The following is a 13,012-nucleotide window of genomic DNA, read 5'->3' on the forward strand; positions in this document are numbered from 1 at the left end:
CGTCCATCATGCGCGCCCCGCCCTTGCGCTTCCGTTCGTTGCGTCACACAGGGGGCGCATGCAGGGACGCATGCGCGGCGCGGCTCTCATACGCTCAGGGCGCCGGCGTCACGCGCCAGATGACATTGCCCACGTCGTCCGCCACCAGCAACGCGCCTGCCTTGTCGACGGCCACGCCGACGGGGCGCCCCTGCGCCTTGCCGTCCTCGTCCAGGAAGCCGCTGACGACATCCTGTGGCGGGCCGTTGGGCACGCCATTGGCGAAGGGCACATGGATGACTTTATAGCCGCTGAAGGGCTTGCGGTTCCATGAACCGTGCTGGCCGATGAAGGCGCCGCCCCGGTAGCGGGCGGGCAGCAAGGTGCCGTCATAAAACGCCAGTCCCAGCGAGGCCGTGTGCGCACCCAGCGCGTAGTCGGGCGCAATGGCGGTGGCCACCAGTTCGGGGCGCGGCGGCTTGACCCGCGCATCGACATGCTGGCCGAAATAACTGTAGGGCCAGCCATAGAAGGCGCCTTCCTTGACGGACGTCATGTAGTCTGGCACCAGGTCGTTGCCCAGCTCGTCGCGCTCATTGACGGCTGTCCACAGGGCGCCCGTTTTGGGTTGCCAGGCCATGCCGTTCGGATTGCGCAAGCCGGTGGCATACACGCGTGCCTTGCCCGTCGCGCGTGTGAATTGCCAGATAGCGGCGCGGCCATCTTCGGCCGCCATGCCGTTCTCGCCCACATTGCTGTTGGACCCGACGGAAACATAGAGAAATTTGCCGTCGGCGCTGGCGACGACGTTCTTGGTCCAGTGGTGATTGATGGAGCCGCCCGGCAAATCCATCACCTTCACGCCCTGCGCCGTGATGGCGGTCTGTCCTGTTTCGTACGGGAAGCGCATCAGTGCGTCCGAATTGGCGATGTACAGCTCGTTGCCGACCAGGGCCATGCCGAATGGCGAGTTCAGCCCTTGCAGGAACACGCTGCGCGATTGCGCCACGCCATTCGCGTCAAGGCCGCGCAGCAGGGTGATGCGGTTGGCGCTGGGCGTGGCGGCACCCGCCTTTTTCATTTGCATCTGCATGATGGCACCCTTGATGCCCTTGCTGTCGTCCGGTTTCGGCGGGGCATTCGTTTCCGCCACCAGCACGTCGCCATTCGGCAGCACGTACAGCCAGCGTGGATGGTCGAGGTCGCGCGCATACGCCTGGATGGCAAGGCCGGGCGCGACGACGGGGCGCTGCGCAGCCGTCCAGCGCTGCACGGGCGCCACGTTGACGGTGGGAATGAATTGCCTGTCCGGTGCGGGCAGGGCGGGTTGCGGGCCAAAGCCCACGGGCATGGCGGGCGCCTGGGCGTGGGCGAGCGTGGTGCCGCAGGCTGCGGCCAGCAGGAAGGAACAGGCGTAACGGTGCATGGCGTACTCCGGAACAATAGCAGTGCATGAGGATTCGATTCAGCGCGCCTTCTTTGGTTCCAGTTGCGCATCGGGGCGGGCTTGCTGCGGCGCGGCCGGCTTGACCCTTTCCACGCCGGGCTGGGCGTGCCGGTCCGTATCGACCAGGCCGCGTTCCAGGTCGCTGGCCGCCTGTTGCATGATTTTGCGCGGGCGCACGTCTTGCGCGTCGGGCGATTCATCGCGCTCGTGCGGCAGGCGGTCGACGCCGTCATTGCTGACCTTTTCATCGGTATTGATCTTGCGTTCGCTTGGCGGGGTACGCATATGGCCTCCTGAGAGTAAAGTTGTGAGCTCAGTGTCCTGCCGCGACGGGCCACCTGCAAGTGGATTTGTCCCAGCTGGGAGCGCTGGCGCACGCATGGACGATTCTTTTTCTGCGCTACACTGCGTGCAACACCAAGAACGCCCCTTGCGGGCACACGGCAGCCGCACTATACTGTGCATATATACAGTATCATGCGATGCCGGCGTGCGACGCGACAGCCTGGGGCGGTTTGCCACTGAATTCACTACCGAGACTCTTATGCCCGTCGATATACCCGCCGAACAACGCGCCGAACAGCCAGCCGCGACCTTGCCAGCTCCGGGCGAGCGCTTCAACCTGGGCGCCAAGACCATCGCCCTGGTCGTGCGCCAGAATACGGATGGCATTGCCGAGCCCGTTAAAAGCATCGTCGATTTCCTGCAGGTGCTGGGCCACACGGTGGTCTTCGAGGCGGAGACGGCCGCACATCTGAACCTGGCTTTTCCCGGCGTGCGCGCCATGTCGCCGGCCGAGATCGGCGCTGCAGCCGATTGCGCCATCGTCATGGGCGGCGATGGCACCATGCTGGGCATTGCGCGCCAGTTGGCGCCATTCGATGTCCCCTTGATCGGTATCAATCAGGGGCGCTTGGGTTTCATGACGGATATCGCGCTCGAGCGCATGCTGCCCGTGCTGGCGCAAATTCTCGGTGGCCGTTTCAAGGCCGAACGCCGCACCTTGCTCGAAGGCAGCGTGTTGCGCGACGGTGAGTCGATTCACGTGGGCATGGCCGTTAACGATGTCGTCGTCTCGCGCGGCGGCGGTGCCGGCATGGCCGAATTACGCGTCGAAGTCGATGGCCACTTCATGTACAACCAGCGCTCTGACGGCCTGATCATCGCCACGCCCACGGGCTCGACCGCGTATGCGCTGTCGGCCGGCGGCCCCTTGTTGCATCCGACCCTGGGTGGCATCGTGCTCGTGCCGATCGCCCCGCATGCGCTGTCGAACCGCCCCATCGTGCTGCCCGACTCCAGCCAGATCGTGGTGGAAATCGTGCGCGGGCGCGATATCAGCGTCAATTTCGACATGCAGACCTTTGCCAGCCTGGTGCAGCAAGACCGCATCCTCATCCGCCGTTCGCCGCACACGATTACCTTCCTGCATCCGGAAGGGTGGAGTTACTACAACACCCTGCGTGAAAAATTGCACTGGAATGAGTACCCGTCGGGCGAGGGCAAGCTCAGCTAATAAGTTTCTCCACGTCAACCCGCGGTGCGCCGCCTAACCACAGAAGCCATGCTCCATACACTGTCCATTCGCGATTTTGTCATTGTCGATACCATTGAACTGGAATTTTCCGCCGGCTTTAGCGTGCTGACGGGTGAGACGGGCGCCGGCAAGTCCATCCTCATCGATGCGCTGACCCTGGCGCTGGGCGGACGCGGCGACGCCAGTGTGGTGCGCGAAGGCGCGGCCAAGGCCGACATCACGGCCGACTTCTCCGTCAGCGAGGTGGCGCAAGCCTGGCTGGTGGCACATGAGTTTGCCAACGACGATGGCGGCGCCCTGCTGCGCCGCGTGATCGACAATGCGGGCCGCTCGAAGGCGTACATCAACGGCATCCCCGCCACCGCCGCGCAGTTGCGCGAACTGGGCGACATGCTGGTCGATATCCACGGCCAGCACGCGCACCAGTCGTTGCTGAAAAGCGAGGCGCAGCGCGCCCTGCTCGACGGCCAGGCGACGGCGCGCGAAGCGGGCGCGGAGCAGGATGGGCGGCAGGTGGCGGCGCTGCACAAGCGCTGGCGCGCCCTCGTGCGCCAGCGCGAAGAATTCGAAACGAATGCCGCCAACGTGCTGTACGAGCGCGAACGTCTGGAATGGCAAGTGGGCGAACTGGAAAAACTGGCTGCCAAGCCCGGCGAGTGGACGGAGATCACGAACGAGCACAGCCGCCTGTCGCACGCGGCCAGCCTGCTGGAAGGGGCGCAGGAAGCGCTGTCCCTCATTTCCGAGTCGGAAGACCACCCGATCGTGTCGCAACTGTCGACCCTGAATCAGAAGCTGGGCAAGCTGGTGTCCGTCGATGCGGAATTGCAGCCGATCGTCGACCTGATCGAATCGTCGCGCATCCAGCTACAGGAATCCGTGTACGCGCTGAACAACTATCTGGACCGGGTCGAACTGGACCCGGAGCGCCTGCACCAGCTCGACGCGCGCATGGAAGCCATGCACAGCACGGCCCGCAAATTCCGCGTCACGCCCGAAGAGTTGCCGGAGGAACACGCCAGGCTGTCGGAAAATCTGCAGCACCTGGCTGACGCCAGCGACATCGAAGGCTTGCTGCGCCAGGAAGCGAAGATCGAGGCCGAGTACCGCAGCGTTGCCGAGCGCTTGTCCGATACGCGCCGTGCCGCCGCTTTGGAGCTGGGGCACGCCGTCACGCGCGCCATGCAGGAACTGAGCATGACGGGCGGCAGCTTCGAGATCGCCCTGCACCCGTGCGTACCGGCCGCCCACGGCCTCGAACAAGTGGAATTCCTCGTTGCCGGCCATGCGGGCACGGCGCCACGCTCGCTGGCCAAGGTGGCGTCAGGCGGCGAACTGGCGCGCATTGCGCTGGCCATCTCCGTCATCACCTCGCACGCTACCACCACGCCGACCCTGATCTTCGATGAGGTCGACAGCGGCATCGGCGGCGCCGTCGCCGAAGTCGTGGGGCGCCTGCTGAAACGCCTGGGGCAGGGACGCCAGGTGCTGTGCGTGACCCACTTGCCGCAAGTGGCCAGCCAGGCGAACCAGCATTTTCAGGTGGCAAAAAGCACCCTGGACAATGGCAAGACGGCGTCGCGCATCGACATGCTCGATGCCAAGGCCCGCGTGGAAGAAGTCGCGCGCATGCTGGGTGGCCTGGAAATCACGGCCACCACGCGCAAGCACGCGCGCGAGTTGCTGGCGATTTGACCGGAGGCTTAAATCCGGGGTCAGACCCCCGGATGCGTTAGCGCTGAGCTTGACGTTAGCGGCATTGAGGGCCTGACCCCAGCGCTTCGCCATTAACCCAATGCAACTATAATAACTAGCTAATCCATCCAACGCCTTCGAAGAGATTTCATGTCATTTCAAACAGAACCGCCGTACACGCATGGCAGTATCGACCGCAGCGCCGTGGTGCTGGTCAACCTGGGCACGCCCGATGCGCCGACCTCGTCGGCCGTGCGGCGTTACCTGAAGCAATTTTTGTCAGACCCGCGCGTGGTGGAGATTCCCCGCCTGGTCTGGTGGTGCATTTTGAACCTGATCATCTTGCCATTCCGCTCCGGCCAGTCGGCCAAGAAATACGCGTCGATCTGGACGCGCGAGGGCTCGCCCCTGAAAGTGCATACGCAAAAGCAGGCCAAGTTGCTGGCCGGCGCCCTGGCCGAGCGTGGTCACGACGGCGTCACGGTGGCCATGGCCATGCGCTATGGCTCGCCTTCCTTGCCCGAGGTGCTGGCCAAGTTGAAAAGCGAAGGCTGCGAGCGCATCGCTATTCTGCCAGCCTATCCGCAATATTCTGGCCCGACGACAGGCTCCATCTACGACGCCGTGTTTGCCCATTACGCCACGGTGCGCAATGTGCCGGAATTGCGTTTTATTAAGCAGTATCACGAGCACGACACGTATATCGACGCCTTGCGCGATTCCGTGTTGAATCACTGGGAAACGCATGGCCGTCCGGAAAAACTGGTAATGAGTTTTCATGGCGTGCCCAAGCGTACCTTGCTGCTGGGCGATCCGTACCACTGCCAATGCCTGAAAACGGCGCGTCTGCTGGCGGAAAAGTTAAAATTAACTAAAGAGCAATACTTGGTAACCTTCCAGTCGCGCTTTGGCAAGGCCGAATGGCTGCAACCGTACACGGCGCCCACCCTCGTGGCGCTGGCGCAACAGGGCGTCAAGCGCGTCGACCTGCTGTGCCCGGGCTTTACCAGCGATTGCCTGGAAACGCTGGAAGAGATCGCCATGGAAGCCAAGCATGATTTCGAAACGGCCGGCGGCCAGCAGTTTCATTACATCGCTTGCCTGAACGAAACGCCAGCCTGGATCGCGGGCATGGCGGAAATTGCCGAACAGCACATGATCGGCTGGCCGACGATGAAGACGGCGCCGCAGCGCGAGGCGGACAGGAAAGCGGGCGAAAGCGCACGCGCGGCGGCCTTGGCGCTGGGCGCGGCGAATTAAGGGGTATTAATTTTTAAGCAATAAAAAGCCGCGCTTGCGCGGCTTTGTCATGTCTGGCGCGACAAAAGTACTATCCAGTTAGCAACGTCGTCAGTGGCGACGGCGGCGGCGGGGCTGGTAGAATGCCCGCTTTACGGTGGGAAGCCTGGAAAATCAAGGGGGCGCGCACGGATCGCTACCCGAAATGGGAAGTGCTTTGTAATAAGCTGTAACATGGATCGATGGAAATCTGGTTTTGCCATGCATACCCCTTGAAACAATAGGATATAGCCCCATCTGCCCGTTAGTGTTGTAAAGATAATTAGACTAACTCATTTAAGTCATTGATTGTAGGAGCTTTCTAGATGCAAGATCAGGAAAACCAAGCTGTACCTAATCCGCAAGCGGACGCCGCGGCTCCCGCAGAACCTACTTTGGAAGAGCAGCTGGCGAATGCCGAAGCGCGTCTTGCAGAAATGCACGATGCCTTCATGCGCGCCAAAGCCGATGGCGAAAATATTCGCCGCCGTGCGCAGGAAGATGTTGCTAAAGCGCATAAATTCGCAGTGGAAAGCTTTGCCGAAGCCATGGTGCCGGTCAAAGACAGCCTGGAAACAGCGCTGACGGTGGAAGCACCGACCATCGAATCGCTGAAAGAAGGCGTCGAGATGACCCTGAAGCAACTGAACGCCGCGTTCGAACGCAACCGCCTGGTGGAAGTATTGCCAGTGCAGGGTGAGAAGCTCGATCCGATGAAACACCAGGCCGTTGCCGTGGTGCCAGCGGAGCAGGAAGCCAATACCATCGTGTCCGTCCTGCAAAAGGGCTATATGATTGCGGACCGCCTGCTGCGTCCAGCCATTGTAACGACCGCGCAAGCAAAATAATCAGAGTGCGGCATCAAGCAAGCCTTGAAACCATGCCGCTTTGCCACATATAAGAACCATCTGAAATCTAGCAAATAAAAGGAAAAAAATCATGGGTAGAATTATCGGTATCGATCTGGGAACCACGAATTCCTGCGTTTCCATCATGGAAAACGGTCAACCAAAGGTAATCGAAAACGCTGAAGGCGCACGCACGACGCCGTCGATTATTGCTTATCAAGAAGATGGCGAAATTCTCGTCGGCGCGCCAGCGAAACGCCAGGCCGTGACCAATCCGAAAAACACGCTGTACGCAGTCAAGCGTCTGATCGGTCGCAAGTTCGACGAAAAAGAAGTCCAAAAAGACATCGCGCTGATGCCGTACCAGATCATGAAAGCCGACAACGGCGATGCATGGATCGGCGTACGCGACAAAAAACTGGCGCCGCCGCAAATTTCGGCTGAAGTCTTGCGCAAGATGAAGAAAACGGCAGAAGACTACCTCGGTGAAGAAGTCACCGAAGCCGTCATCACCGTGCCTGCGTACTTCAACGACTCGCAGCGTCAAGCGACCAAGGATGCCGGCCGTATCGCTGGTCTGGACGTCAAGCGCATCATCAACGAGCCAACCGCGGCAGCGCTGGCATTCGGCCTGGACAAGACCGAAAAAGGCGACCGTAAAATCGCCGTGTATGACTTGGGTGGCGGTACGTTCGACGTGTCGATCATCGAAATCGCAGATGTTGATGGAGAGAAACAATTTGAAGTGCTGTCGACCAACGGCGACACCTTCCTGGGCGGCGAAGACTTCGACCAGCGCGTCATCGATTACATCATCGACGAGTTCAAGAAGATCAACGGCATCGACCTGAAAAAAGATCCGATCGCCCTGCAGCGCATCAAGGCTTCGGCCGAGCGCGCGAAGATCGAATTGTCGTCGTCGCAGCAAACCGAGATCAACGAGCCGTACATCGCCATGGCGAACGGCGCACCGGTCCACTTGAACCTGAAGATGACACGCGCCAAGCTGGAATCGTTGGTGGAAGAGCTGATCACGGCCACGATGGAACCATGCCGTATCGCCATCAAAGATGCTGGCGTGAAAGTGTCGGACATCGATGACATCATCCTGGTCGGCGGTATGACGCGTATGCCGAAGGTGCAGGAAAAAGTGAAGGAATTCTTCGGCAAGGATCCACGCAAGGACGTGAACCCGGACGAAGCCGTCGCCGTGGGCGCAGCGATTCAAGGTTCGGTCCTGTCAGGCGAACGCAAAGACTTGCTGTTGCTGGACGTCACTCCTCTGTCCCTGGGTATCGAAACCCTGGGCGGCGTGATGACCAAGATGATCCACAAAAACACGACGATTCCAACCAAGTTCAGCCAGGTGTTCTCGACGGCCGACGACAACCAGCCTGCGGTGACCATCAAGGTCTTCCAGGGTGAGCGCGAAATCGCCGCCGGCAACAAAGGCCTGGGCGAATTCAATCTGGAAGGTATTCCGCCAGCATCGCGTGGTACGCCACAGATCGAAGTGACTTTCGACATCGACGCCAACGGCATCTTGCATGTCGGCGCGAAAGACAAAGCCACCGGCAAGGAAAACAAGATCACGATCAAGGCCAATTCCGGCTTGACCGAGGCTGAAATCCAGAAGATGGTCAAAGACGCCGAGTTGAACGCGGAAGAAGACAAGAAGGTCAAAGAATTGGCCGAGTCGCGCAACCAGGCCGATGCTCTGGTACACTCGACCCGGAAATCCTTGACCGAATACGGCGACAAGCTGGATGCGGGCGAGAAAGAGAAGATCGAAGCGGCGATCACCGACCTGGAAGCAAGTATCAAGGCGGGCGACAAGGCTGAGATCGACGCCAAGGTGGCTGCACTGTCGAGCGCATCGCAGAAACTGGGCGAAAAAATGTATGCCGACATGCAAGCGCAGCAAGCTGCCGGCGGCGCGGAAGGTGCACAGCAAGCTGCTGGCGCATCGGACGCAGGCGCCAAGCAAGACGACGTTGTTGACGCTGACTTCAAAGAAGTCAAAGACAGCAAGTAATGTCTTGCGCTCCCATGAGGGGGCAGCCGGGCTGAACGCTACATCGCGGGATTAGCCGCGAAGACCGGCCGAGCCGAGTCGTTGCCCCGTGCAGCACTCGACTCGGCTTTTTCGTGTAATTTTTACATCAGTAGATAGACTGCAAGGTGCCGACAACATGGCAAAGCGTGATTTTTACGAGACACTCGGTGTCGCAAAAAATGCTTCGGAAGAAGAGATCAAAAAGTCTTACCGTAAACTGGCGATGAAATACCATCCGGACCGCAATCCGGATAGCAAGGAATCGGAAGAAAAGTTTAAGGAAGTCAAAGAAGCCTACGAGATGCTCACCAATCCGGAAAAGCGCGACGCGTATGACCGTTATGGTCACGCCGGCGTGGACCCGAACATGGGCGGCGGTGGCGGCTTCGGCGGCGGTGCTGGCGGCTTTGCCGACAGCTTCGGCGATATCTTCGGCGACATCTTTGGCGGTGGCGGTGGACGCAGCCGCAATGCTGGTCCACAGGTATATCGTGGCGCGGACTTGCGCTACAACCTGGAAATTACACTGGAGCAAGCTGCGCACGGCTTCGACACGACCATCCGCGTGCCGAGCTGGGACAAGTGCGACACTTGCCACGGCAGCGGCGCCAAGCCTGGCACGTCGCCAACCACTTGCGGTACTTGCGGTGGTCATGGCCAGGTGCGCATGCAGCAAGGTTTCTTCAGCATCCAGCAAACCTGCCCGAAATGCCATGGCAGCGGCAAGGTCATCACCGACCCGTGCACGCCATGCGGCGGCGCCGGTCGCATCAAGCGCAACAAGACGCTGGAAGTCAAAATTCCAGTCGGTATCGACAACGGCATGCGTATCCGTTCGTCCGGCAACGGCGAACCTGGCACGAATGGCGGCCCGTCGGGCGACCTGTATGTGGAAATCCACATCAAGCCGCACGCCGTGTTCCAGCGCGAAGGCGACGACCTGCATTGCGAAATGCCGATCTCGTTCACCAAGGCGGCCCTGGGCGGCGAAATCGAAGTGCCGACCCTGAACGGCAAAGTGTCGTTCACGATTCCTGAGGGTACCCAGTCGGGCAAGACCTTCCGCCTGAAAGGCAAGGGCATCAAGGGTGTGCGCTCCGGTTACGCGGGCGACCTGTTCTGCCACGTGGCGATCGAAACCCCCGTGAAGCTGACGGAAAAACAGAAAGACCTGCTGCGCGACTTTGAAAAGTCGACCACCGAGGGCGGTGCCAAGCACAGTCCGCAAAGCAAGACCTGGAAAGACAAGGTCAAGGATTTCTTTGAATAAGCACACGTAACACCATGCGCCGGGATGCTGAAACATCCCGGCGTTTTTTTCACTACGACTGAACAATGCACGCACATCGCCGGCCTATGGGCGCGATCTGCGGCCAATGCAGTCGTACTCACACAATGGGAGCGATATGACCGAAGCGAAAAATGGCATGGCCCTGGCGGAACTGCTGCAGCGTAACCGCCGCTGGGCCGACTCGATGGTGGCGAAAGACCCGAACTTTTTCAAGAACCTGGAAGCGCAAACGTCGCCCGAATACCTGTGGATCGGCTGTTCCGACAGCCGCGTGCCCGCCAACGAACTGCTGGGCATGGCGCCTGGCGACGTGTTTGTCCACCGGAATATTGCCAATGTGGTCGTGCACTCCGACCTTAATTGCCTGTCCGTCCTGCAATTTGCCGTGGACGTGCTGAAAGTCAAACATGTCATCATCGTCGGCCATTACGGCTGCAAGGGCGTGCATGCGGCCATGACGGGCACGCGTATCGGCCTGGTCGACAACTGGCTGCGCCACGTGCAGGACGTGGGCCAGAAGCACGAACGCTACCTGGGCGACGTGCTGACCAGCCGCCAGCGCGGCGACCGCCTGTGCGAACTGAACGTGGTCGAACAGGTCTTGAACGTGTGCCAGACCACCATCGTGCAAGATGCGTGGGAACGGGGCCAGGAACTCAGCGTCCATGGCTGGGTCTATGGCTTGAAGGATGGCTTGCTGAACGATCTGGAAGTGACGGTCACGGCTGGTCACGAGCTGGCGCCGCGCATGGCGACTCGCCTGGCTCGCTACGAAGCAACGGCGTAAGCAACGCAGGCTCCGCGCCGGGTTTCCTGGCCTCGCCGATGCCAGTTGCAGCGTGGCGCAACGCGCCGCGCATATCCATATCAGAAATGCTTCGTTTGCAGGACGGGCAAGCAGGCATACAGTGGACTTCCCCTGACTCTAGGCGAATTCCCATGTCGGCCGTCCTGAAACCCAAGTACTCCACCAGCCATTTCCGTATCGAGACGTTCGATGCGCCGCTCGGCGCGCAAGTGCTGGGGCTGGACCTGGCGCAGCCACTGTCGCTGGGCGACTTCCAGCGCCTGCACCACGCCCACCTCGACCATCACGTGCTGGTGTTCCGCGACCAGCGCATCACGCCGCAGCAGCAGGTGGATTTCAGCCGCCGTTTTGGTCCCCTGCAAATCCACGTGCTGCGCCAGTTCCAGCTGCCGACGCAGCCGGAAGTGCTGATCATCTCGAACATCGTCGAGGATGGCCAGCCCATCGGCCTGGGCGATGCGGGTCATTTCTGGCATTCGGACCTGTCGTACAAGGAAGTGCCCAGCCTCGGCTCCATGCTGCACGCGCAAGAGTTGCCGGACGAGGGTGGCGACACCGTATTTGCGAATATGCACCTGGCCTGGGAAAGCTTGCCGGCCGCGCTGCGCCACGCCGTGCGCGGCGCCCGTGCCGAACACAGCTACCTGAGCCAGTATGAGGAGTTGCGCCGCCGCAATCCCTGGCGTCCCGCACTGACGCAGGCGCAGATAGATGAAGTCAAGCCTGTCACCCATCCCGTCGTGCGCGTGCATCCGGAAACGGGGCGGCGCGCCCTGTTTGTCAGCGAACATTTCACCACGCGCATCGTCGGCTTGCCCGAGGATGAAAGCCGCGCCCTGCTCGATGAACTGTTTGCCCATAGCGTGCGCCCCGAGCACCTGTATGTGCACCGCTGGCAGCCGCACGACCTGGTGTTCTGGGACAACCGTTCCCTGATGCACCTGGCGACCAGTTGCCCGCCCGAACAACGCCGCAAACTTTACCGAACCACCATTGAAGGCGATGCGCCGTACTGATTTTTTGACCGTCGTTGACCAGGGAGTGTCCATGTTGCCGATCTATACCTTTGCCCGCCGCCGGCTTTTTGCCGCCATCGCCATGCTGTGTTTGACAAGCATGGCGATGCCCATGGCCCGGGCCGAAGGCCAGATCCGCATCGCGGGCCAGCACGGCATCACCTTCTTGCTGCTCAACATTGCGCAGGAACAAAAGCTGATCGAAAAGCATGGCAAGCAGCAGGGCGTCGACGTGAAGGTCGAGTGGATCACCCTGTCTGGCGGGCCGGCCATCAATGACGCCTTGTTGTCGGGCAATATCGATATCGCGGGGGCTGGGCTGGGGCCGCTGTTGACTATATGGGACCGCACCAAAGGCCGGCAGAATGTGCGCGCCGTGGCGTCGTTGGGCAATTTCCCCTACTACTTGATCAGCAACAACCCGAAGGTGAAAACCCTGGCGGACTTGACGGACAAGGACCGCATCGCCTTGCCGGCCGTGTCCGTCTCCGTGCAAGCGCGCATCTTGCAGATGGCCGTGGCGAAACAGTGGGGCGACAAGGAATTTGCCCGTCTGGATAACATCACGCAAACCTTGCCGCACCCGGATGCGGCGGCCGCCATCATCGCCGGCGGCACGGAGCTTAGCGGCCACTTCGGCAATTCACCGTTCCAGGAGCAGGAACTGGCGCAAAACCCGAACGCCCACATCATCTTGAATTCCTACGATGTGCAGGGCGGGCCCAGCTCGTCGACCCTGCTGTATGCGACGGAAAAATACCGCAAGGTTAATCCCAAGACTTACCGCGCCTTCATCGCCGCGCTGGCGGAAGCAGCGCAGTATGCGAGCAGCAATCCGCAGGGCGCGGCCGACATCTATATCAAGGTGAATAGAAGCAAGGTGGACCGCAATCTGCTCTTGAAAATCTTTGCCAATCCGCAAGTGCAATTCAAGATCGCGCCGCAAAACACCTATGGACTGGCGCAATTCCTGCACCGGGTGAATGCCATCCGCAACCTGCCCGGCAGCTGGCGAGACTATTTCTTTGACGACCCGGCTATCACCCAAGGAGGCTGA

11 protein-coding genes are annotated in these 13,012 nt (G+C 60.6%); 9 read left to right on the plus strand and 2 right to left on the minus strand.

The features are described 5' to 3' along the window. Positions 1-94: 94 nt before the first annotated feature. On the minus strand, positions 95-1,405 hold the full coding sequence (locus tag ACQ4WN_RS06510; protein WP_436550778.1) for a PQQ-dependent sugar dehydrogenase: 1,311 nt from the start codon (positions 1,403-1,405) through the stop codon (positions 95-97). Between the two features lie 39 nt (positions 1,406-1,444). Then, positions 1,445-1,711 carry a hypothetical protein gene (locus ACQ4WN_RS06515; RefSeq protein WP_436550779.1) on the minus strand — a complete coding sequence of 89 codons (267 nt, stop codon included), beginning with the start codon at positions 1,709-1,711 and terminating at the stop codon, positions 1,445-1,447. 259 nt (positions 1,712-1,970) lie between these two features. Between ACQ4WN_RS06515 and ACQ4WN_RS06520 the strand changes: the two genes are divergently transcribed. The 9 genes from ACQ4WN_RS06520 to ACQ4WN_RS06560 all read left to right on the plus strand — a co-directional run bounded on the left by ACQ4WN_RS06520 (position 1,971) and on the right by ACQ4WN_RS06560 (position 13,012). Beyond that, positions 1,971-2,942 carry an NAD kinase gene (locus ACQ4WN_RS06520; RefSeq protein WP_436550780.1) on the plus strand — a complete coding sequence of 324 codons (972 nt, stop codon included), beginning with the start codon at positions 1,971-1,973 and terminating at the stop codon, positions 2,940-2,942. Between the two features lie 48 nt (positions 2,943-2,990). Further along, positions 2,991-4,658 (plus strand): DNA repair protein RecN, encoded by a 1,668-nt coding sequence (recN, locus tag ACQ4WN_RS06525; protein WP_436550781.1) that lies wholly within the window; start codon positions 2,991-2,993, stop codon positions 4,656-4,658. 150 nt (positions 4,659-4,808) lie between these two features. Then, the gene (hemH, locus tag ACQ4WN_RS06530; RefSeq protein WP_436550782.1) at positions 4,809-5,918 is read left to right on the plus strand and encodes a ferrochelatase; all 1,110 of its coding nucleotides are present in this window, start codon (positions 4,809-4,811) and stop codon (positions 5,916-5,918) included. A 344-nt stretch (positions 5,919-6,262) separates the two neighbouring features. After that, the gene (gene grpE / locus ACQ4WN_RS06535; RefSeq protein WP_436550783.1) at positions 6,263-6,784 is read left to right on the plus strand and encodes a nucleotide exchange factor GrpE; all 522 of its coding nucleotides are present in this window, start codon (positions 6,263-6,265) and stop codon (positions 6,782-6,784) included. A gap of 91 nt (positions 6,785-6,875) precedes the next feature. Next, positions 6,876-8,819 (plus strand): molecular chaperone DnaK, encoded by a 1,944-nt coding sequence (gene dnaK, locus ACQ4WN_RS06540; RefSeq protein ID WP_225242738.1) that lies wholly within the window; start codon positions 6,876-6,878, stop codon positions 8,817-8,819. A 157-nt stretch (positions 8,820-8,976) separates the two neighbouring features. Next, positions 8,977-10,110, plus strand: a complete 1,134-nt coding sequence (gene dnaJ, locus ACQ4WN_RS06545; protein ID WP_034745985.1) for a molecular chaperone DnaJ — start codon at positions 8,977-8,979, stop codon at positions 10,108-10,110. Positions 10,111-10,246: 136 nt separating this feature from the next. Next, positions 10,247-10,918 carry a carbonate dehydratase gene (gene can / locus ACQ4WN_RS06550; protein WP_436550784.1) on the plus strand — a complete coding sequence of 224 codons (672 nt, stop codon included), beginning with the start codon at positions 10,247-10,249 and terminating at the stop codon, positions 10,916-10,918. Positions 10,919-11,070: 152 nt separating this feature from the next. After that, positions 11,071-11,955 (plus strand): TauD/TfdA dioxygenase family protein, encoded by an 885-nt coding sequence (locus tag ACQ4WN_RS06555; protein ID WP_436550785.1) that lies wholly within the window; start codon positions 11,071-11,073, stop codon positions 11,953-11,955. A gap of 31 nt (positions 11,956-11,986) precedes the next feature. Then, positions 11,987-13,012: an ABC transporter substrate-binding protein gene (locus ACQ4WN_RS06560; protein WP_436550786.1), complete on the plus strand. Its 1,026-nt coding sequence runs from the start codon at positions 11,987-11,989 to the stop codon at positions 13,010-13,012.

Origin of the sequence: Janthinobacterium pasteuri (assembly GCF_051380775.1) — a bacterium.
Classification (GTDB): domain Bacteria; phylum Pseudomonadota; class Gammaproteobacteria; order Burkholderiales; family Burkholderiaceae_D; genus Janthinobacterium.

What these genes read in the sequence shown, in the direction of transcription:
- ACQ4WN_RS06560 (WP_436550786.1), top strand. Translation starts at nt 11,987, where the DNA reads ATGTTGCCGATCTATACCTTTGCCCGCCGCCGGCTTTTTGCCGCCATC.
- grpE (WP_436550783.1), top strand. Translation starts at nt 6,263, where the DNA reads ATGCAAGATCAGGAAAACCAAGCTGTACCTAATCCGCAAGCGGACGCC.
- ACQ4WN_RS06520 (WP_436550780.1), top strand. Translation starts at nt 1,971, where the DNA reads ATGCCCGTCGATATACCCGCCGAACAACGCGCCGAACAGCCAGCCGCG.
- ACQ4WN_RS06555 (WP_436550785.1), top strand. Translation starts at nt 11,071, where the DNA reads ATGTCGGCCGTCCTGAAACCCAAGTACTCCACCAGCCATTTCCGTATC.
- dnaK (WP_225242738.1), top strand. Translation starts at nt 6,876, where the DNA reads ATGGGTAGAATTATCGGTATCGATCTGGGAACCACGAATTCCTGCGTT.
- ACQ4WN_RS06515 (WP_436550779.1), bottom strand. Translation starts at nt 1,711, where the DNA reads ATGCGTACCCCGCCAAGCGAACGCAAGATCAATACCGATGAAAAGGTC.
- can (WP_436550784.1), top strand. Translation starts at nt 10,247, where the DNA reads ATGACCGAAGCGAAAAATGGCATGGCCCTGGCGGAACTGCTGCAGCGT.
- ACQ4WN_RS06510 (WP_436550778.1), bottom strand. Translation starts at nt 1,405, where the DNA reads ATGCACCGTTACGCCTGTTCCTTCCTGCTGGCCGCAGCCTGCGGCACC.
- recN (WP_436550781.1), top strand. Translation starts at nt 2,991, where the DNA reads ATGCTCCATACACTGTCCATTCGCGATTTTGTCATTGTCGATACCATT.
- dnaJ (WP_034745985.1), top strand. Translation starts at nt 8,977, where the DNA reads ATGGCAAAGCGTGATTTTTACGAGACACTCGGTGTCGCAAAAAATGCT.
- hemH (WP_436550782.1), top strand. Translation starts at nt 4,809, where the DNA reads ATGTCATTTCAAACAGAACCGCCGTACACGCATGGCAGTATCGACCGC.